Genomic DNA, 21,319 nt, shown 5'->3' on the forward strand with positions numbered 1-21,319 from the left:
ATGCGTTAAAAAAGGCGATGTTTCTGCGCCTGATGATGCAGGCAAACAGAGAAGAATAGTGAAACTGGATCAGGTGCGCAAATCACATAAAGCTTGTGACTATCCCTGGTCGCAAGCTCAAACGGCTAAGCAGGAATATCGGGAATCAGCTGCATTTTCAGCAAGGTGATGTTGTCCTTCAATTGCAATTTGCGTTTTTTCAAACGACGTAATTGTAACTCTTCATGCCGTCCGTCACGGATCAGGGTTTCGATCACTTCATCCAGATCGCGATGCTCGACTTCAAGTTCAACAATACGTTGGTGAATAGCTTGTGGAGAACTCATAGTCATTTTGTCATTCTTGGCGATGTTGCACTTCAACGAGGACGCATCCCCATTGTCCACTACAAACGAAGTCGAATTATTCCGATCCTGTCGTAGCAAAATATCTACAAAAAGCGACTGATTCTGCATGTAAAAGACTACGCATGCGCAGAGTCGCTGGTTTTTATGTCATAAATACAAATAAAATCAATTGTAAAAAATTCTTACAATTTAAACGGGCTGCCTTTGATTGCCGTGCCAAGCACGCATGCAATAATCAAACGCAACAAATTTCCCTGCTAGTTTAATCCACCCAGACGTATGAGCCAATACAAGATAGAAGCAGGAACCGGCCAGCATATTGGCGATCGCGCGGAACAACAAGATAGAACCGCATTGTTTGCCGCGCCCAAAGCTCCCGGTTACATGCTGGCAGTCTTGGCTGACGGCATGGGCAATCAAGGTGCGCTGGCGGCCGAACAAGTTATCAATACGGCAAAACAAATCTTCGAACGTTTTTCACCGCTGACCGATACGGTGGAAGACACGCTGCATACAATTGCAAAAGAAGCCGATACCGTAATCAAGTTATCGGCCATGTCTTCCGACAAAAAGCCGCACAGCACGCTTGTCCTTTTGATCATCACGCCAGAAAACAGTGCGATCTGGGCGCACGTTGGCGATTCGCGCTTGTACTATTTTGAAGGCCCGAATTGCGTTAAACGCACGACCGATCACACTTATTTTGAGCAATTGAAAGCCGAGAACAAACTGGACGAGATCAAAGCCAAAGATCCGCTACTCGTCAATCTGTTGGTCAATGTACTTGGCAGCAGCAGTGATTACACTCTGGCGATCAACCGCCGCGATGGCTTGAAGATAGGCGACTCCTTCCTGCTCTGCAGCGATGGGCTCTGGCGCTATTTCAACGAAGCGGAATTGGGCGCCGCCGTGGCGATGAACACGCCACGCAAGGCGAGCGAAATGTTGATCGCCAAAGCACGCGAACGCGCCGTCAACGGCAAAGCAGACAATTGCACTTTAGCTATCGTCAAGCTGGTCAAAGTACCGAAAGAAGTTAAAGATTACACAGTGAAGAAAATGCGGCGCGCCGTCTGACGGCTACAAATCAGCATGCGGCGTCAGCTATTTTTTCTACCCAACAGAAATTACGGAAACTCTTTTCCGGCTCCCCCAGTCTGAGTAATCAGGGAAATGACTGGAAAAATCGCACACTTATGCGATCAGAATCAGTCATTATTAAAGTCGAAGCTACGCGCCATATTTAACGCAGCTTTTAATCGACGGTCATTTTAAAAGTCCACGCATTGAACAAACCGCTGCGCTCATATTTCAATTTCGATAGCTTGCGTGTGCGCTTGCTTGTATTAGTGTTGCTCGCGATTGTGCCGCCTGTGATTCTGACCGTGTACGGCGCGTGGAAAGAAAGACAACAAGCCGTCAGCATTGCCGAAGACAATCTGCAACAACTGACCCAATTAGCGGCGACCAGCGAAGCCCGCTCCATCGAAGGCACCAAACAGTTATTGAGCGTGCTTTCGACGCTGCCTGAACTGCGTGGCAACACAAAAACCTGCAGCGAATTTCTTGCCAAAATCCTCAAAAGAAATGAAGGCTACGTCAATTTCGGCGTGATTCAATTGAACGGCGACGTCAACTGCAGCGCAATGCCCTTGAATGGCAAGCTTAATGTGGCAGACCGACCGCATTTCAAACGAGCATTACACGAGCAGACTTTTATCGCCGGCGATTATGTATTTGGTAACGCCTTACGCAAACATGCGATCAACCTGACCTATCCGGTCTTCGACAATAACGGTATTGTGCAAGCGGTGATTTTTGCCGCCCTCGATTTGAACTACCTCGATCGCTTTGTCAGCGATATTGCACTCCCTGCCGGCGCGGTCCTCATCACCGCCGACAGCAACGGCACCATCATTGCCAGACGGCCAGACCCGGATAAATGGATAGGCACACGTACCTCGCAATCCTTATTCGACGTCATGATCAAGGTCGGCTTCGGCACCTCCGAATTAACAGATGCGGATGGCATCACGCGTCTGCATGCATTCGCGCCAGTCGGCACCAGTAACATCTCCAATTTCAAAGTCAGTATCGGCATCCCGCTCGAGGATATTGTGGCGCCAGCCAATCATTTACAAATGATGGAACTGAGCACCTTGGCAATCATTGCTTTACTCGCGTTGGTAGCCGTCTGGTTTGTAGGCGACGTCATCATTTTGCGGCGCGTCAAGGCGCTGGTAAGAACGGCTGACCAAGTAGCAGCCGGCGATCTCGATGCGCGCACTGGAATCAAATACGGCAAGGAAGAAATCAGCCAACTTGCGCGGGCCTTCGACGGTATGGTGAGCTCGCTACAGGAACACGAATCAGATCGCGAACTATCGCAGGCAATTTTGTTCGCTGAAAAAGAACGTGCACAAGTTACGCTCGAGTCGATTGCTGACGCGGTCATCACAACAGACAATCGCGGCAATATTGAATACATGAACCGCGTCGCAGAAAAACTGACCGGCTGGAAAAATATAGAAGCGCAAGGTTTGCCATCGACAGATGTTTTCAAGATTCTCAATGGCTTTACTCGAGAGTCGGTTCCTAATCCAGTTGAACTGGTGCTCGCGCAACAAAGCAATGTCGAATTGATCAAGGACACCGTGCTACTGAGCCGCGACGGCACCGAATATGCGGTAGAAGATTCCGCTGCGCCTATACGCAATCGCGAAGGTCGCATCATCGGCGTGGTGCTGGTATTCCACGATGTTAGCGATTCACGCAAACTGGCTATCCAGTTGTCGCATCAGGCAGCACACGATCCTTTGACCGGTTTATTCAATCGCCGCGAATTCGAACGTCGTCTGGAACTGGCAATAGATACGCTGGCACGGCAATCCAAACAGCATGCGCTGTTGTATATGGATCTGGATCAATTCAAGATTGTCAATGACACTTGCGGTCACAGCGCCGGTGATGAACTGCTCCGGCAAATCACTGCGTTGCTGCAACCCCTGGTGCGTGACAGCGATACGCTCGCGCGTCTAGGCGGCGATGAGTTTGGCGCATTCCTGGAAAATTGCTCGCCTGAATCAGCCAGCCGCATTGCGGAAAAATTACGACAAACGATTTGTGATTTTCATTTTGTCTGGCAAGACAAAATATTCCCGATTGGCGTCAGCATAGGCTTGGTTAATTTCAGCACCAATGTGCTGTCTTTGCCCGATCTGTTAAGCGCTGCTGATACCGCATGCTATGTCGCCAAAGATTCTGGTCGTAACCGCGTACATATCTACAGACCGGAAGATCATCAACTCGCTGCGCGCGAAGGTGAAGTCAAGTGGAATGAACGCATACAAAAAGCATTTGAAAACGATAGATTCCATTTGCTATCGCAGCGCATCGTCAGCATCCAACCGGACAAGAAAAACTTTTCCTTCGACGAGTTGAGCCTGGTGATGGCGGACGAATCCGGCAAGTTGATTCCGACCTCGGCTTTCCTGCCTGCGGCTGAACGCTATCACTTCATGCCGACCATTGATCGTTGGATAATACGTACGGCCTTTGCACAACATGCTGCGGCACTGAAGAAATCGCCTAGTGAAAATCTGCATTTGATGTTCGTCAAAATTTCCGGCAGTTCGCTTGATGATGAAAGCTTCCTCGACTTTATCAAGGAACAATTCACTCACTACGCACTGCCCTTCGAATCCATCTGCTTTGCGATTGCAGAAACCACTGCGATTACCAATTTGACCCGCGCCCTGAACTTCATAGGCAAGCTCAAACCACTGGGCTGCAAAGTCGCGCTCGATGATTTTGGTAGCGGCATGTCCTCGTTTGCCTACCTCAAACATTTGCATGTAGATTTCCTGAAAATTGACGGTAGCTACGTCAGGGGCATGGCGACTGATCCTGTAGATTGCGCCAAGATCGAAGCGATACAAAACATCAGCGGCGTGATGGGAATTGAAACCATCGCGCAAAACGTCGAAGACGATATCACGCTAGACAAACTGAAAAGCATAGGCATAGGCTACGCGCAAGGCGGCATCATCAATCCGAAGGTTCCATTTTATCCACCAGCCACTGAATAAATTGATGCTTGGATCAGATTCCAATACTTTGGAAATCAATTGAAAAAAAGCCTGCGACACAATGTGTGTCGCAGGCTTTTTTCTTACAAGCCACTTTCAAGTGGCATCAAATTTAGCGTACCGTTCTTTTCGAAAAGATAACGCCCAACAACAAGCCAACACCAGCGGACAGTGTTACTGCCTTCCATGGATTTTGATGAACGTAGTCATCAGTCGAAGCTGCGACTTCCTTGGTTTTTGCAGCAGCAACGGACGGCACTTCCTTCGCAGTCGCGATAGCGGAATTAAACAATTCCACACACTTCGCGCTCAGCTCGCCAGTTTTCTCCACTGCATCGTCATGCGCTTCACGCGCCATTTTTTTTGCGTCACGTGACAAGGTTTTCAAGTCGTCGGTAACAGCATCCAGTTTTACTTCAGCCATGTTGAGCTCCTTGGTAAATCAAGTGGAAGAAAAAGAATGCGCCCAAACAGACGCATTCGACTTTTTACAATGCAGCGGCACGTGCGCGATCACGCAGAACTTTGATCGCATCGTGATTTTGCAAGACACCTTGATATTGACGTTCGATAACTGCTTTAACATCGAGCGGCAGATCTTTTTCCAGCGCGTTGCGATAGCTTTTCTTCGCGACGTCTTCACCGCGTTCGCATTCGTTCAGCACTGCTTCATCATCTTTGCCCATTACCGCAGACTTGATATCGATCCAGCGGCGATGCAAGGTGCCAGCCAAACTGCTTTTTGTTTCTGGATCACCACCGTGTGCGATCACCAGAGCTGACAATTCACGAGCTGAAGTTGAACAGCTTGCTGCATAGGTCAGCAAGGTTTGTTTAAGTTGCGGATCGACGATATCTTCAGCGCAGCTTTTAAAGCCTTCTTCACCGTCTTTGCAAGTTTCAATCAGGTCGTTGAGAGTAGAAATAACGTCGTTATTCATCGCAGTTCCTTTCAAAATATCGCGTTTGTAACGCGGGTTTGATAGAGAAGGGAAAAAGCTTTGTTGCTGAATCGAAGACGCTGTTATCAGCATCAAATATTTTCAGCAGAAAACACAATGCCATTACCAAATCTCTATCGCGAAGGTCGTCGACAAGTGATGCGCCGACATTGGAATCAACTATGAAGCAAACACACATACGCCTCTGTTCGACATCGCACATAAATGCGCAATGCATATATTTTTATTATTACTTTCAAGAGGGAATCAATTGAATTCGACAATCTAAACTTATGTTAACCATTGTGTCGCACACGGCGACTTGCCTGCTAGCAAGGTACAATATGGAAGATCATACATCGCTGTGAAACACATTTTCTATTCGCCTTTGTGTTCATGTCATCAGGTCTACAGACATCGAATTGATAACGTGAATTGTCGTACTACCAACTCAAATGTTCTGAAGAGTCTGGTCATTGGTTTTTCTGCGTAGTCCCTGTTCGTCTGACGATGCCCTGGTGGCGCAAGCTTGCCCGACACCAAACCGCACTTTCGTATCGTTCTGTTTGTCCAATATTGAGTAATGAAGTTTCTATTATGTTAACGACGTACTACGCGACACACTACGATAGCCTGCTGGTTCTTATATCTTTGCTGGTTGCTATCCTGGCATCCTATACAGCGCTGGATATGGCTGAGCGTATTAATTCAACGCAGCAAAAAGGCGCGGCATTGTGGCTAGCCGGTGGTGCGTTCGCCATGGGCGTCGGTATTTGGTCCATGCATTTCATCGGCATGCTGTCGTTTCGCCTGCCGATCGCACTCGGTTACGATTTAACGCTGACGATCGCATCACTTGCGATTGCAGTAGTCGCATCGGGTTTTGCTTTGTGGCGTATAAGCCAACCTACATTACCTATAAGGGCACTCAGCGTGAGCGCTTTGCTGATGGGTGTGGCAATCGCAGCCATGCATTACACCGGCATGGCCGCTTTACGCATGGCACCCGGCATAGACTACGATCCACTGCTGTTCTTTCTATCTGTACTGATTGCAATTGCAGCCTCGGGCGCCGCGCTATGGATAGCCTTTACCTTGCGCAAGAATAGACCGCACATGAAGCGTGCGCGCGCACTGGCAGCAGTTGTGATGGGCGTGGCGATCATCGGCATGCATTACACCGGCATGGCAGCAGCCAACTTCCCGGTAGGCAGTATTTGTACTGCGGCAAGTGAAGGCATTCTTCCCGGCTGGCTGGCGTTAGTCGTGATTATCGTGACGCTATCGGTACTGGCAATTGCACTGCTCACTTCCGTACTGGATGCGCGACTCGAATCGCAAACCAGTTTGCTGGCCAAATCGCTAGCAGTCGCCAATCAAGAATTAACGCAACGAGCTTTGCAAGACAATTTGACCAAACTGCCAAACCGGACTTTGCTGGAAGACCGTTTGAATCAGATTTTGCACAAGGCTGAGCGTACCCATAGCCGCTTTGCAGTGATGTTTCTTGATCTGGACGGCTTCAAGGCAATCAACGATTCCCTCGGCCATCATATTGGCGACATGCTGCTGATTGAAGTCGCGCAGCGGATACGCGGCAGCATCAGAGCGCAAGACACGGCCGCGCGTCTGGGTGGCGATGAGTTCGTGTTACTGATCGAAGTAGTGGAGCCGGAAGACGCAGCGTCAGTCGCAGACAAGCTGTGCAACATCATCAATCAACCGTTTGATATCGGCCTCCATACCTTGGGCGTGTCAGCGAGTGTCGGCATTACCATTTATCCGGATGATGGCAAGACTCCGCATGACTTGTTGGTCAACGCCGATGCGGCGATGTATCACACTAAAAGCACAGGACGCAACGGCTACCATTTCTTTGAAACGTCGATGAACACCAATGCGCACAACCAATTGCAAGTGATACAGGATCTGCGACTGGCACTGGAACGCAAAGAGTTTCAACTCCACTACCAACCAAAATTCAACACGCCAGACGGCATGGTCATCGGTGCAGAAGCGCTATTGCGCTGGCAACATCCGACACGCGGGATGGTGGCGCCCAACGAGTTTATTCCGTTGGCTGAAAAGACCGGTTTGATTGTGCCGATAGGTGAATGGGTATTGGACGAAGCCTGCCGTCAAATGCGGATATGGCATGACGAAGGCAACACGCATTGGAAAGTGGCAGTCAATTTATCAGCGGTTCAGTTCAGCAACGATCAGTTGATTGAGCTGGTACAAGCGACACTCGCACGAAACAAATTGCCAGCATCTGCGCTGATGCTGGAAGTCACCGAATCGACCGCAATGCATGACGTCGAAGCCAGTTTGAAGATCCTCGACAAGCTTGCCAGTTTGGGTATTGATATCTCTATCGACGATTTTGGCACTGGTTATTCCAGCCTGCTTTATCTGAAACGCCTGCCTGCAACTGAGCTGAAAATTGATAGAGGATTCATCAGTGATCTGGCAAAGGGAAGCGATGACTCATCCATCGTCGCTGCGATTATTGCATTAGGACGTTCGCTGAATTTGCGTATCGTTGCAGAAGGCGTGGAAACGAAAGAACAGCAAGCGTATTTGACCACGCTGGGCTGCGACACGATGCAAGGTTATTTGATGGGCAAGCCGATGGCAGCGAAGCAGTTTATGGATGCAATTCATGCTGCAGCTTTAGTAGCTGAAAAAACAAAGTTTTTGGCAGCTAATACTACGCCTTCAAATGATGACTCGACCGTGGTTTAGCATCCATTAACTTTGCAGCCGCGGGCTCCTCACTTGGGACAAGCCGCAATCATTAACGGATCTTGCAAGGCTGCGCTGTAACGCCAGGATTCAGTTTGATGTAATGCGATATACGGCAAAAAATCCTGCGCCGCCTTATCCATCGATTTTATGTTCTCACCCTGCATATCGACGGCTATTGCTTCGGGCAATATTGGTGACCATGTCACAATAATGATAGTGGCAGCGACCGTAAAAAAGACAATGACAATACCGGCCCAAATAAGGCCCATGAAGTGCGATTTTCTTGCATCCATGCTGTCTCCCTTTCGCCGTGTGAACCGGCCTTCCCATTCCCGACAGATGATTGATCCTTATCTCTTTTCCTGAATTGATATGTACGTTTGCGCACGTAAGCCAGCGAGTTTTAAACTGCTTTAAACCGTGAGCACAAACAAAAAGGCCTTGCATCTCGGCAAGGCCTTTTAAAACGATTTAAATACTTCACAACGGCAGCACTACAACTGCGGGTTCAACTTCTCGATTTTTGAATGCAATTTATTTAGTGCCGAGATGTACGCCTTGGCCGAAGCAATCACTATATCCAGATCTGCGCCTACGCCATTGACGATACGGCCGGCTTTCGATAAACGCATTGTGACCTCGCCTTGCGATTCTGTACCGGTAGTAATCGCGTTGACTGAGAACAGCAGTAATTCAGCACCGCTCGCCACTTTCGATTCGATCGCATTCACGATTGCATCGACCGGACCATTGCCTTCGCCTTTGCAGGTTTCTTCCTTGCCACCTATAGAAAATACGACGCTGGCCGCAGGTTTGGTTGCGCTGGATGATTGCTGTGTCAGCGAAACAAAATTGTAGTATTCCTTCTCGTGCGATTGCTGCTCATCCGATACCAGCGCCATGATGTCTTCATCGAAGATATCCGACTTGCGATCAGCGAGTTCCTTGAAGCGCACGAATGCTGCATCGGTATCGGCTGCCGATTCCATCGTGATGCCTAATTCTTCCAGGCGTTGCTTGAAAGCGTTGCGGCCTGAGAGCTTGCCGAGCACGATTTTGTTGGCGCTCCAGCCCACATCTTCGGCACGCATGATTTCGTAGGTGTCGCGCGCTTTCAACACGCCGTCCTGATGAATACCGGATGCATGCGCAAATGCATTCGCGCCGACCACCGATTTATTCGGCTGCACCGCAAAGCCGGTGATTTGCGACACTAGTTTAGAAGTCGGCACGATCTGTGTCGCGTCAATACCAATTTCCAAATTGAAGTGATCCTTGCGCGTGCGCACGGCCATCACAATTTCTTCCAGCGCGGTGTTGCCGGCGCGTTCACCCAAACCGTTGATCGTGCATTCAACCTGACGCGCGCCACCTATCATCACGCCAGCGAGCGAGTTGGCAACTGCCATACCCAAATCGTTGTGGCAATGCACAGACCAGACTGCCTTGTCTGAATTAGGAATGCGTTCGCGTAAAGTCTTCAACATATTGCCGTACAACTCAGGCACGCCATAACCGACTGTATCGGCAAAATTAATGGTGGTTGCACCTTCCTTGATCACGGCTTCAATCACGCGACACAAAAAATCGATATCCGAGCGGCTGCCGTCTTCAGGGCTGAACTCCACGTCATCGGTAAACTTGCGTGCATAGCGCACCGCCATCTTGGCTTGCTCGAACACCTGGTCCGGCGTCATGCGCAGTTTCTTTTCCATGTGCAAAGGCGAGGTTGCGAGGAAGGTGTGGATACGCTTTCTTTCAGCCGGCGCCAACGCCTCTGCCGCGCGTGCGATGTCTTTGTCATTCGCTCGCGAGAGCGAGCACACTGTCGCATCTTTGATGATGCCGGAGATCGCATGGATAGATTCAAAATCACCTTGCGACGCGGCTGCAAAACCCGCTTCGATAATATCGACCTTCAAACGCTCTAGCTGTCTGGCAATGCGAATTTTCTCGTCTTTCGTCATCGACGCGCCGGGCGACTGCTCGCCATCACGCAAGGTCGTGTCAAAAATAATCAGTTTGTTTGAATCGACTGCCATGATGCACTCCTGAGTCTGGGCTCAATATTTATTTTGGTAATTCAATTTGCAGATGCTACGTTGTATTGCCATAAGACGTCAGCACGCATCTGCATCTTCTTTAAAACTCAATCGTGCGTATCAATTTCCGTCTGCACAATACTGACCGGCTTGCCTTTAGCGAGGCGCCAAAAGTAAATTGCATAACCTGACAAACCGTACAGCACGAACAAACCAAACAATACTTTAGGCGGATCACCAGCGACCGCAACCAAGGCCAGCACAATCAGAAAGACGGCGATAAACGGCACTGACTTGCGATAGTTGATGTCCTTGAAGCTGTAAAACGGTACGTTCGTTACCATCGTCAAACCAGCATACAAAGTAATTGCCCAAGCGGCCCAGCTCAATTCGTTGCCGTCATAGCCGAGATCTTGCATCAGCCAAATAAAACCTGCGACCAAAGCCGCCGCCGCAGGACTAGGCAAGCCTTGGAAATAGCGCTTATCAACGACACCGATATTGGTATTGAAACGCGCGAGGCGCAATGCACCGCCAGCGCAATACACAAATGCCGCCAGCCAACCGAGCTTGCCCAAATCCTGCAGCGCCCAAATGTAGACAACCAAAGCCGGCGCAGCGCCGAAGGAAACCATATCGGCCAGACTGTCATACTGTGCGCCGAATTCACTTTGCGTGTTGGTCAGGCGCGCCACACGACCATCAATCGCATCGAGTAACATCGCAGCAAAAATCGCAATCGCTGCGTGATCAAATTTTTCTCCCATCGCCATCACGATGGCGTAGAAGCCGCAAAACAAACCTGCCGTAGTAAATGCATTCGGCAACAAATAAATACCGCGATGACGTCCTTTGGGCGCAGACACGACCAGCTCATCGTCGTCATGACGCGAAGTTTGCGTACCGCGAGCCGGCTTGCTCAGCGAACGTGTTCTGGCAAAAGCTGAAGTACTGGTTTTCGCTTTTCGGCGATTGAAACTAGACATGCGTATCCCGTGTATTAGGTCCGGTATTTAATGGAAAATCAGGAAGTCGTAGTGTATCAGACGGGCAATGGCAGCGGCTGCCGGGAATCGTGATGGCCACGGTGCTCAAAATGCTAAAAATCAGTCGAAAATGAGCCGAATACCGAGCGATATCTGCGAGCAAGGCTAAAAGTGCAAAACCAGCGCGCAAAAGAAAACCGCGGCCAGAAGCCGCGGTTGAGATACAACATTCTTAAAACGAATCATGAAACCAGATTTAATGCAGCGCTCTTAAGTTGCCGCGTTCAGCAACAGTATTCAAGCCGGCTTGGCTTCAATCCAAATTTCAAAATCAGCGGAATTTAACCTTGCCTACAACACGCATGGTCAAAGTCGTTTCGCCCGGTTCGAAACTTGGCTCTTCCACTGCTGAATTATCAGCAGCCATCGAGGCACGCATCATTTTTGGCGCAGCTGCTTCTTGTGCGTAGTTGCCCGAACCTTCAAAGTCGACTGTATCCAGCACAGCATCAGCAGGGTTACGTCCCATCGCACGTGCGATTGATGCAATCCGCTCTGTCAGGTTGTTATATGTTGCGTCTATGCGTTGCGCATCCATTTTTTTGGCTGTCGTGTCGCTCAGACCAAACTGCAAACCGTTGACTGCCAATGTACGTTGCGTGGCAGCGACCAACTTAGGCAAGCCAGCCAGATTGCTGGTTTTCACTTCCAGATATTGACCCACGCGCCAGCCGGTAGGTTGACGCACTTTATTGGTCGCTACACGAGGCTGCTCTTCCGGATAAACCGCGTAAGTGTAATAACCGCGCGTGGTCAGCACAGCCTTGGGATCTTCCTTGCGCACAATCTCCATGCCCTGCTTCATCTTTTGATTCACGCGCGATGCAGCGGCGGCTTTGTCCTTATCCTGCTCTTCAATCATCAAGGTCAGGGTTGCTTCATCATTCGCCATTTTTACTTCGCCGAATGCGGGAACAATGACCAGTGTGCCGCTGGTTTGTACAGGCGTTTGCGCAACCGCAACAGCGCTAACAGCAAAACAGCTCAAAGCCAGCAAGACGGATTTAATTCGTGACATTGTGATTCTCCAGAAAGAGGCGCAGAGCACCAAAAATTATTAAAAAACTTAGCCCTATTGTGACTCATGGACTAACGGTTAGTTCTTTCTATCGAGCAAGGCGTTCATTATTTTAGTGCAACTAAATGTAAACGAAAAAAGCCGCACCTCAGTGCGGCTTTTTGAAACACCCATTTCACTTTCGTAAAACGGCTGTATTCGATATTCCCAATCTTAGTTCTTCGATTGATCAACCAGTTTGTTTTTAGCGATCCAAGGCATCATGGCGCGCAATTTTGCACCGACTTGTTCGATCTCATGCTCTGAATTCAAACGACGACGGGAGATCAGCGTAGGTGCACCAGCCTTGTTTTCAAGGATGAAGCTCTTCGCGTATTCGCCGGTTTGGATGTCTTTCAAGCATTGGCGCATTGCGTTTTTGGTGTCTTCGGTCACGATGCGTGGGCCGGTGACGTATTCGCCGTATTCTGCATTGTTCGAGATCGAGTAGTTCATGTTGGCGATGCCGCCTTCATAGATCAGATCGACGATCAATTTCAGTTCGTGCAAGCATTCGAAGTAAGCCATTTCCGGAGCGTAACCAGCTTCGGTCAATGTTTCGAAACCAGCTTTGATCAGTTCAACTGCACCACCGCACAGAACAGCTTGTTCACCGAACAAATCTGTTTCTGTTTCTTCACGGAAGTTGGTTTCGATGATGCCGGCACGGCCGCCACCGTTAGCCATTGCGTACGACAAAGCGATGTCGCGTGCGACGCCAGATTTGTCTTGGTACACAGCGATCAAATGAGGAACGCCGCCGCCTTGTGCGTAAGTACCGCGAACTGTGTGGCCTGGTGCTTTAGGCGCAACCATGATGACGTCCAGATCGGCGCGTGGCACGACTTGACCGTAATGCACATTGAAGCCGTGAGCGAATGCCAGGACAGCGCCTTGTTTTGCGTGTGGAGCGATGTTTTCGTTGTAGACCTGCGCGATGTTTTCATCTGGCAGCAAGATCATGATGACGTCAGCTGCTTTAACTGCGTCGTTGACTTCAGCAACGTTCAGACCGGCTTTCGCTACTTTGTCCCATGAAGCGCCACCTTTGCGCAGACCGACCGTTACTTTGCAGCCGGAGTCGTTCAAGTTTTGCGCGTGTGCGTGACCTTGCGAACCGTAACCGATGATGGCAACGTTTTTACCTTTGATCAGCGACAGATCACAATCTTTATCGTAAAAAACTTTCATGATGTTCCTAAATGATGTTGGTTGTTGTTGGTGTAAATGAACTGCTAATTTTTAACTGATTTTTTAAACTGCTTGATCTTGCAAATACTTAGACTTTTAAAATGCGTTCGCCGCGACCAATGCCGGAACCGCCTGTACGGACAGTTTCCAGAATAGCTGTGCGATCGATAGAATCGATAAACGCGTCGAGCTTGGTTTTGTTACCGGTCAACTCGATGGTGTAGGTCTTGTCGGTGACATCGATGATGCGACCACGGAAAATATCCGCCGTGCGTTTCATCTCTTCACGTTCCTTGCCAACGGCACGAATCTTGATGAGCATCAGCTCACGTTCGATAAACGCGCCTTCAGTCAGGTCGACCACTTTGACCACTTCGATCAAACGGTTCAAATGCTTGGTGATTTGTTCAATCACATCGTCCGAGCCGGTGGTGACGATCGTCATGCGCGACAAGGTTGCATCTTCAGTTGGAGCGACGGTCAACGTTTCGATATTGTAACCACGTGCGGAGAACAAACCCACCACGCGGGACAATGCACCCGCTTCATTTTCGATCAGTACGGAAATAATATGGCGCATTACAGATCCTCCGAACCGAGCAACATTTCAGTCAAGCCTTTGCCGGTCTTGACCATAGGCCAGACGTTTTCGGTTTGATCTGTAATGAAATTCATGAATACCAGACGATCTTTCATATCAAATGCTTCTTTCAATGCACCATCGACGTCGGCCGGGTTTTCAATCTTCATGCCGACGTGGCCATACGATTCAACCAGTTTGTTGAAGTCTGGCAGCGAATCCATGTACGACTCTGAATAACGCGAACCGTATTCCAGTTGTTGCCATTGCCTAACCATGCCGAGAAAACGGTTGTTCAACAAAATGATTTTTGGTGTCAGGTGATATTGCTTGCAGGTCGCCAGCTCCTGGATACACATCTGGATCGATGCTTCGCCAGTGATACAGGCGATCGTTGCATCAGGATTCGCCATTTGCACGCCCATCGCGTACGGCAAGCCGACGCCCATCGTGCCAAGGCCACCGGAATTGATCCAGCGACGTGGCTTGTCGAACGGATAGTATTGCGCCGCCCACATTTGATGTTGACCAACGTCAGACGTGATGAAAGCGTCGCCTTTGGTGACTTCCCACACCTTTTGAATAACCGATTGCGGCTTGATGACTTCGGTCGAATTCGTGAACTTCAAGCAATCGCGTGCGCGCCATTCGTTGATCTGCTTCCACCATGCGGACAATGCGACGCTGTTCGGTTTGGCTTCGGCCGCATCCAGTTGCGCCAACAATTCAACCAGCACTTCTTTGACGTTACCGACGATAGGAATATCAACTTTGACGCGTTTCGAAATCGACGATGGATCGATGTCGATATGAATGATCTTGCGCGGCGTTGATGAAAAATGTTTTGGATTGCCGATCACGCGATCATCGAAACGCGCACCGATCGCAATCATCACGTCGGAATGCTGCATAGCCATATTGGCTTCGTAAGTACCGTGCATGCCTGGCATGCCAACGAACTTGTCGCTCGATGCCTTGTATGCTCCCAAACCCATCAAGGTATTGGTGCAAGGGAAACCGAGCTTGTCGACCAGCTTGTTCAGTTCTTCAGATGCATGCGCCAGAATCACGCCGCCGCCGGTATAGATCATCGGACGTTCAGCTTGCAACAGCAGTTGCACCGCTTTACGGATTTGACCAGCGTGGCCTTTATCGACCGGTTTGTACGAGCGCATTTCGACTTCTTTTGGATATTCGAAAACGCACTTGTGCATCGTGATGTCTTTAGGAATATCGATCAGCACCGGGCCTGGACGGCCGGTGGTCGCGATGAAGAATGCTTTCTTCATGGTCGCGGCGAGATCCTTGACATCCTTGACGAGGAAATTGTGTTTGACGCATGGACGGGTAATCCCGACCGTGTCGCATTCCTGGAATGCATCCAGACCGATCGCGTGCGAAGGCACTTGACCGGAAATGATGATCATTGGAATCGAGTCCATATACGCAGTCGCCAAACCAGTAACAGCATTGGTAACGCCCGGACCTGAGGTCACGAGGCAAACGCCGACTTTATTGGAGCTGCGGGAATAGGCGTCAGCAGCATGCACGGCGGCCTGTTCATGGCGCACCAGAATATGCTGGAATTTGCTGTGGCTGAAAATTGCGTCGTAGATGTAGAGCACCGCCCCGCCCGGGTAGCCGAACACATGTTCAACACCTTCTTCGGCCAGGCAACGTACGACGATTTCTGCACCGGTGATTTCTTCACCGATTTTGTTATTGCTAACTGCGGTCGTGCTTGTTTCTGAGGTCATGCTAACGTCCTTTCAAGGTCCATTGGAAATTGATCGGATGCTCTCTCCTATTGAAACCGCTAACTGCGTCAGTGCTGAGGCGTCCCTTTTTTGTGCGGTCACGTCGATTCGTTACACATCTGTGAATGTGCTTCAAACAAACGCTTAACGCGACTCGTTCGGCCGGAGTTTCTGAGGCAGGATTGCGAATTTCTCGCGCTTGTGGCACGGGTTAGAGCAAACAGCTTTCAAATTTGAAGCGCGTCTTTTTACAAAACTGCATCATGCGCAACATGCAAAAAGACCATGGGATCCCTTCGAGGTGACGAAGGGAGTGATACGTTACTGCGTTGCACAATTCCGGTCAAGTGAAATTCAAGGAAAGCTGTTTGAAATCAAGGATTTTGCGCAAAAATTGCCCACAAACGAGGCTTTTTTGCTAGCATGCGTGCAGTTTGAAAAAGTGGTCGCCCTTATAATATGGGCATCTAATCCAGCAATATCTCCGGCAGCTCTCTATCGAATTCGCTGCATCCCATGGCAACTGACAAAGAACTTTCGGATTTTCTTGCAGACGTAGAGCGTCGCGCATTCAAGCAAGCCCTCTATGCGGTACGCAAAGAAGAGTCAGCGCTCGATATTGTTCAGGATGCCATGATCAAGCTCGCTGAAAAATACGGCGACAAGCCGGCAGCCGAGCTGCCTATGCTATTCCAGCGCATTTTACAAAACACGATACGCGATTATTTTCGACGCGAAAAAGTCCGCAGCTCATGGATCAGCCTGTTTTCCAGCTTTGGAAATAAACAGGAAGACCAGGAAAACTTCGATGCGATGGATATGGTCGAAGCGGAGGAAGGCAGCTATGGTGCCGAGACCGGTTTGGGCAAGCTGGAACGCAAGCAAGTCCTGCAACTTATCGAAACTGAAGTACAAAATCTCCCGGCACGTCAACGCGAAGCCTTCCTGATGCGTTATTGGCAGGATCTGAACGTGGCTGAAACAGCTACGGCCATGGGATGTTCCGAGGGAAGCGTTAAGACACACTGTTCCCGCGCAACCCATACCTTGGCCCAGGCACTGAAAGCCAAAGGAATCTATTTATGAAAACGAAAGAGTTAGACCTCGCCTACAAATTGCGCCACGCCTTGGATCAAAGTGCTGCCGATTTGCCGACAAAAACCGTAGAACGCCTTGCATCGGCGCGCAATATCGCGCTATTACGCAAGAAACAAGACTCTGCCGTCCATGTCGTTGTGCCGCAAGCAGCCTTCGCTGGCCACTCGGCAGGCTCCTCTTCGCCTAAACTTTTTGCATGGATCAGCCGTGCCGGCCTGGTTATTCCACTTGCTGCGCTGGTTTTTGGTTTGATGGGTATTTATCAATTCGAGCAGCGCCAGCAAATTATTGAATCTGCAGCCATTGATGCAGAAGTATTAACAGACGATTTACCTTTGTCCGCTTATCTGGATAATGGCTTTGGTGCATTTTTAGCCAAGGGAGAGGACTAGGCAATGAAGGCATGGATTTTTTCTATGGGTGCTAATCATCCGAAGAAAATCGCTGCGCTGCTAGTGTCCATGACATTGGCAGGCGTATTGCAAGCCATGCCGGCTCCAACCGCGCCTACCCCTGCTAATGCGCAGGTCGTAACAACTCCAGCAACGCCTGCAGCGAATACAACGCAGACTGTAGCCAAACCAGTTGTTAAAGCCCGTCCTACACCTGCACCAAAATCAGAGTGGAGCAAGTTAAACGCCGCTCAGCAACAAGCGCTGGCGCCATTGGCTGGCGATTGGTCAAGACTGGATGCTTTCCGCAAGGAAAAATGGCTGGAGCTGGCAAATCGCTTTGCTTCAATGTCGCCTGAAGAACAAGCACGGATGCAAGATCGCATGCGTGATTGGGTCAAATTGTCACCGGAACAACGACGTCTCGCACGTGAAAGCTACAACCGCGTCAAAAAGTTGGACGCGGAGCAGCGCGCCAAACAATGGGAGCAATACCAACAACTGTCTGAAGAAAAAAAACAGCAGTTGGCCGCCACCGTTGCGCCTAAAAAGCAAATTGTAAATCCGCCGCGACTGCACACGGGCCCGGCCGGCGTACAAACAAAAAATGCCGTCTCGCCATCTGTTCATACAAAACAGCCTTCTCCTACCGCAGAAGTCATTCAACCGTCTACAATGCCGCTATCTTCTTCTACGCCTTGATTGAGCCGTTTGCACAATGCAATTCGACACTTCTGATACACCCACAATCAAACGCCGTCTGACCACAATGATGTATGAAGGTGTGCTGCTATTCGGCGTAGTGGCAATTGCAGGTCTGATCTTTTCCCCGATTTTTCAGCAACGTCACGCACTTTATCTCCGCCATGCTCTGCAGTATTGGCTGTTCTTCGTCATCGGTGCTTACTTCATTTGGTTTTGGGTACACAGTGGGCAAACCTTGCCGATGAAAACATGGCGTATGCGCTTGGTCACTCTTGATGGCAACGCAGTGACATTCAAACGCGCCCTCGCCCGCTACTTTCTCGCATGGCTGTGGTTCGTACCCGGCCTCGCCATCGCATGGGCGCTGGATGCAAAAGCATGGACCTCTCTTGCCATCGTATTTGCCAATGTCGTTGCCTGGGCACTCACTGCGCGCATCCATCCAAGCCAACAGTTTTTGCACGACCGCATCGCCGGTACCAAACTGATAGAAATCAGCAAGTCAAAATAAAAACGATACGGTACCTGCCGATATCTGCAGCGCGATCAAGCACACCTCTCTCATATGGAATACGCACACAAAAAATGTGCGATTCTGCTCGCCTAGGCAATGCATGTGCACACATGCTTATTGCAACTATAATTGATTGCGTTTGCGGCATTTTCACTGGCTTGGTGAGATGCCAACCATGACATTTTGATTAACCAGGAACGGAGAGTCACATGGCAAAGAAATCGAACAAAACAACGAAATCAAATTCGAAACAATTGAGCAACGGCGTGCAAGCTTCTGCCCAACAGATTTGGCAAGCCGGAATCGATGCGCTTGCAAAAACCCAGCAAGAAGGCGGCAAAGTTATTTCCCGCTTGGCTAAAGAAGGTTCGAGCCTTCAAAAAAGCACGCGCAAAGCTGCAGAGGAAAAAGCCTCGGATTTGTCTGATGGATTCTTTTCGATTACCAACAGCATCGGCAAGCAAGCCTCCGACTCCTGGGGCAAGCTGGAACAAGTCGTTGAACAAACCGTCACGCGTTCATTGACCAGCTTAGGATTAAGCACGCAAAAAGAGTTACAAGCACTGCACAAGCGCATAGACGATCTGACTAAATCTGCGGTCAAGAAGCCAGCCAGCAAGAAGCCGGCAGCCAAGAAAGCTCCTGCTAAAAAAGCCGCAAAAAAAGTATCAGTAAAGCCAGCGGCAAAAAAGAAAGCCGCAGTTAAAAAAACCGCCAAACGCTCGCCAGCGAAAGCAGCAAAGTAAGCTCAGATAAATGATGCAAGCATCGTCTTGAGTTTTAACCGCGGGGTTGATGCCGAAATGCACAACCCCGCTTTTGTTTCCGCTACTCATAGCTTATTGTTCACCAGTTTTCTTGAAATTTACTAACCATCATGAAATCCCTTTGCGTCTATTGCGGCTCCTCCTTCGGTAACAAATCCATTTACACAAATGCAGCGCGTTCACTCGCCAAAGAAATGGTCGAGCAAAACATTGCATTGGTTTACGGTGGTGGCAATGTCGGATTGATGGGAGTGATCGCCAATGAAATCTTGCGTTTAGGCGGCGAAGCAACCGGCGTTATTCCGCAAGCATTAATGGACAAGGAAGTCGGCCACAATCAATTGACGCATCTACATGTCGTCAAAGACATGCATGAACGCAAAGCCATGATGGCGGAATTATCAGATGGATTTATTGCAATGCCAGGCGGCATAGGTACGCTGGAAGAACTGTTCGAAATACTGACCTGGTCGCAACTCGGCTTTCATGAAAAACCGATAGGCGTATTGAATGTGGATGGCTTTTACGATGGATTGATCGCCTTTCTGCAAAACCAGGTAGCACAAGGTTTTGTAAAAGCGAATCAGGCAGACTTGATGATGCATGAAACTAATGCCGCAGACTTGTTGCGCAGGTTGCAAACCTTCGTGCCGCAACCCAGTACCAAGGTGCTGGATTCGTTGGCGGCTAAAACCTTGCTGCCTTAAACTTAAAAAACAGCTCGATAGCAGCTCAATAAAAAAATGCCGAATCTCTTCGGCATTTTTTATATTCACTTCAAACCAGCGACAAATTAAGCATCCAGCGCCTGGCGGAAGTCTTCCACCAAATCATCAGTATCTTCAATACCAATCGACACGCGTATCAAGGATTCAGCGATGCCCATATTGGCTCTACGTTCAGCACCCATTTCATAAAAAATAGTGTGAGACACAGGAATCACCAAGGTACGTGTATCGCCCAGATTACTGGCCGATACGCCTAGCTTCAAACGATTCAGGTAATCGAAGCAATCAATCCCATCCTTCAATTCAAAGCTGAACAAGCTGCCATAGGCGCGGAACAATTCAGTAGAGATTGCGTGCTGCGGATGCGAGGCCAATCCCGGATAGTAGACGGCTGCAACGCGCGGATCGGCCTCAAGCATTTGCGTCACGGCCAGCGCATTTTTGCATTCTCTATCCATGCGCAAGGCCATGGTTTCTGAACCCACCGCCAGATGATGTGCGGCTTCTGGCCCGAGCGAACCACCAAAGTCGCGCAATCCTTTCGCGCGAATTTGCGCCAATGCCCATTGCGGCGCGGGATTGCGTTTGTAGGTTTCCAGAATATTTGGAAATTTTGACCAGTCAAACAAACCCGTGTCGGTCAGGCTGCCACCCAATGCGTTGCCATGACCGCCTATGGATTTCGTCAGCGAGTTGATGACGATGCTGGCATTCACGGTTTTCGGGTTGAACAGATACGGCGAGGTCATCGTGTTGTCGACGATGTAGACGATGCCGCGGTCGGCGCACAACTTGCCGATACGCGCCAGATCGGCAACCTGCGTGCGTGGATTGGCAATGGTTTCGACGAACACAATGCGGGTCGCTGGCGTGATCGCCGCTTCCACATGTTTGACGTCCGTGGCGTCTACCATAGACACGTCTATGCCTTGAATGCCGACTGTTTGCCACAGGCTATTGGTATTACCAAACAGGAAGGCCGACGAGACAACATGATCGCCTTCACGCAATAAGGCCTGCGTCACCGCACCGATTGCTGCCATGCCGGTTGCAAAGCAGATCGTGCCCAAGCCGTCTTCCATCTTGGTGATCTTGTCTTCCAGTGCCGACACGGTCGGGTTGCCCTGACGTCCATAGCGATAGCCGGATTGCTTGCCTTGAAAAACGGTCGCCAATTCGCGCGCATCGTTGTAGCCGAAGGTAACGGAGGTATGGATAGGCTTGTGCAGTGAGCCATGCTCGATCGTCTTTTGGCGATCGCTGTGCAACGTTGTTGTGGTAAAGCCGTATTTTTTAGATTCAGTCATCGTAAACAATT

Annotated in this window: 20 protein-coding genes; 9 read left to right on the forward strand and 11 right to left on the reverse strand. The window is 49.7% G+C overall.

Translation table 11 applies throughout. The features are described 5' to 3' along the window. Positions 1–125: 125 nt before the first annotated feature. Positions 126–326, reverse strand: coding sequence for a YdcH family protein (locus Q7T66_RS03310; RefSeq protein WP_112992165.1), 201 nt, complete (start codon positions 324–326; stop codon positions 126–128). A 300-nt stretch (positions 327–626) separates the two neighbouring features. Here Q7T66_RS03310 and Q7T66_RS03315 point away from each other — a divergent pair, with 300 nt between their 5' ends. Next, positions 627–1,424 (forward strand): PP2C family serine/threonine-protein phosphatase, encoded by a 798-nt coding sequence (locus tag Q7T66_RS03315; protein ID WP_304931873.1) that lies wholly within the window; start codon positions 627–629, stop codon positions 1,422–1,424. 209 nt (positions 1,425–1,633) lie between these two features. Then, on the forward strand, positions 1,634–4,435 hold the full coding sequence (locus Q7T66_RS03320) for an EAL domain-containing protein (RefSeq protein WP_304931875.1): 2,802 nt from the start codon (positions 1,634–1,636) through the stop codon (positions 4,433–4,435). A gap of 112 nt (positions 4,436–4,547) precedes the next feature. Here Q7T66_RS03320 and Q7T66_RS03325 read toward each other — a convergent pair whose 3' ends face one another. Beyond that, positions 4,548–4,859: a YqjD family protein gene (locus Q7T66_RS03325; protein WP_304931877.1), complete on the reverse strand. Its 312-nt coding sequence runs from the start codon at positions 4,857–4,859 to the stop codon at positions 4,548–4,550. 64 nt (positions 4,860–4,923) lie between these two features. Next, positions 4,924–5,376, reverse strand: coding sequence for a PA2169 family four-helix-bundle protein (locus Q7T66_RS03330; protein WP_304931878.1), 453 nt, complete (start codon positions 5,374–5,376; stop codon positions 4,924–4,926). A 597-nt stretch (positions 5,377–5,973) separates the two neighbouring features. On the opposite strand from Q7T66_RS03330, the gene Q7T66_RS03335 reads away from it, so the two are divergent. Next, positions 5,974–8,121 carry a bifunctional diguanylate cyclase/phosphodiesterase gene (locus tag Q7T66_RS03335; protein WP_304931879.1) on the forward strand — a complete coding sequence of 716 codons (2,148 nt, stop codon included), beginning with the start codon at positions 5,974–5,976 and terminating at the stop codon, positions 8,119–8,121. Positions 8,122–8,150: 29 nt separating this feature from the next. Here the strand turns inward: Q7T66_RS03335 and Q7T66_RS03340 are convergent, their stop codons facing one another. The 7 genes from Q7T66_RS03340 to Q7T66_RS03370 all read right to left on the reverse strand — a co-directional run bounded on the left by Q7T66_RS03340 (position 8,151) and on the right by Q7T66_RS03370 (position 15,797). Beyond that, positions 8,151–8,417, reverse strand: a complete 267-nt coding sequence (locus Q7T66_RS03340) for a hypothetical protein (protein ID WP_304931880.1) — start codon at positions 8,415–8,417, stop codon at positions 8,151–8,153. Positions 8,418–8,618: 201 nt separating this feature from the next. Further along, positions 8,619–10,166, reverse strand: a complete 1,548-nt coding sequence (locus tag Q7T66_RS03345; protein ID WP_304931881.1) for a 2-isopropylmalate synthase — start codon at positions 10,164–10,166, stop codon at positions 8,619–8,621. Positions 10,167–10,273: 107 nt separating this feature from the next. Continuing rightward, entirely contained in the window at positions 10,274–11,152 is an 879-nt protein-coding gene (gene pssA, locus Q7T66_RS03350) for a CDP-diacylglycerol--serine O-phosphatidyltransferase (protein ID WP_304931882.1), read from the reverse strand. Between the two features lie 331 nt (positions 11,153–11,483). Continuing rightward, positions 11,484–12,230, reverse strand: a complete 747-nt coding sequence (locus Q7T66_RS03355) for an SIMPL domain-containing protein (RefSeq protein WP_304931883.1) — start codon at positions 12,228–12,230, stop codon at positions 11,484–11,486. A gap of 213 nt (positions 12,231–12,443) precedes the next feature. After that, positions 12,444–13,460 (reverse strand): ketol-acid reductoisomerase, encoded by a 1,017-nt coding sequence (gene ilvC, locus Q7T66_RS03360; protein ID WP_304931884.1) that lies wholly within the window; start codon positions 13,458–13,460, stop codon positions 12,444–12,446. A gap of 88 nt (positions 13,461–13,548) precedes the next feature. Beyond that, positions 13,549–14,040, reverse strand: coding sequence for an acetolactate synthase small subunit (ilvN, locus tag Q7T66_RS03365; protein ID WP_304931885.1), 492 nt, complete (start codon positions 14,038–14,040; stop codon positions 13,549–13,551). Then, positions 14,040–15,797 (reverse strand): acetolactate synthase 3 catalytic subunit, encoded by a 1,758-nt coding sequence (locus Q7T66_RS03370; protein WP_304931886.1) that lies wholly within the window; start codon positions 15,795–15,797, stop codon positions 14,040–14,042. The genes ilvN and Q7T66_RS03370 overlap by 1 nt, the downstream gene beginning before the upstream one ends. A 516-nt stretch (positions 15,798–16,313) precedes the next feature. Here Q7T66_RS03370 and Q7T66_RS03375 point away from each other — a divergent pair. The 6 genes from Q7T66_RS03375 (at position 16,314) to Q7T66_RS03400 (ending at position 19,980) form a co-directional block, all read left to right on the forward strand. Beyond that, complete coding sequence (locus tag Q7T66_RS03375; protein ID WP_304931887.1) at positions 16,314–16,883, forward strand: RNA polymerase sigma factor; 570 nt, start codon at positions 16,314–16,316, stop codon at positions 16,881–16,883. Continuing rightward, positions 16,880–17,287: a DUF3619 family protein gene (locus tag Q7T66_RS03380; protein ID WP_304931888.1), complete on the forward strand. Its 408-nt coding sequence runs from the start codon at positions 16,880–16,882 to the stop codon at positions 17,285–17,287. Before Q7T66_RS03375 ends, Q7T66_RS03380 begins: the two co-directional genes overlap by 4 nt. A 3-nt stretch (positions 17,288–17,290) precedes the next feature. Beyond that, positions 17,291–17,989 (forward strand): DUF3106 domain-containing protein, encoded by a 699-nt coding sequence (locus tag Q7T66_RS03385; RefSeq protein ID WP_304931889.1) that lies wholly within the window; start codon positions 17,291–17,293, stop codon positions 17,987–17,989. A 16-nt stretch (positions 17,990–18,005) separates the two neighbouring features. After that, entirely contained in the window at positions 18,006–18,503 is a 498-nt protein-coding gene (locus tag Q7T66_RS03390; RefSeq protein WP_304931890.1) for an RDD family protein, read from the forward strand. A 212-nt stretch (positions 18,504–18,715) separates the two neighbouring features. Further along, positions 18,716–19,252 carry a phasin family protein gene (locus tag Q7T66_RS03395; RefSeq protein WP_304931891.1) on the forward strand — a complete coding sequence of 179 codons (537 nt, stop codon included), beginning with the start codon at positions 18,716–18,718 and terminating at the stop codon, positions 19,250–19,252. 131 nt (positions 19,253–19,383) lie between these two features. Then, on the forward strand, positions 19,384–19,980 hold the full coding sequence (locus Q7T66_RS03400) for a TIGR00730 family Rossman fold protein (protein WP_304931892.1): 597 nt from the start codon (positions 19,384–19,386) through the stop codon (positions 19,978–19,980). Between the two features lie 86 nt (positions 19,981–20,066). On the opposite strand, the gene Q7T66_RS03405 is transcribed toward Q7T66_RS03400, so the two are convergent. Beyond that, positions 20,067–21,308 (reverse strand): cystathionine gamma-synthase family protein, encoded by a 1,242-nt coding sequence (locus Q7T66_RS03405; RefSeq protein ID WP_304931893.1) that lies wholly within the window; start codon positions 21,306–21,308, stop codon positions 20,067–20,069. Between the last annotated feature and the right edge of the window lie 11 nt (positions 21,309–21,319).

The organism is Herminiimonas sp. (assembly GCF_030655415.1).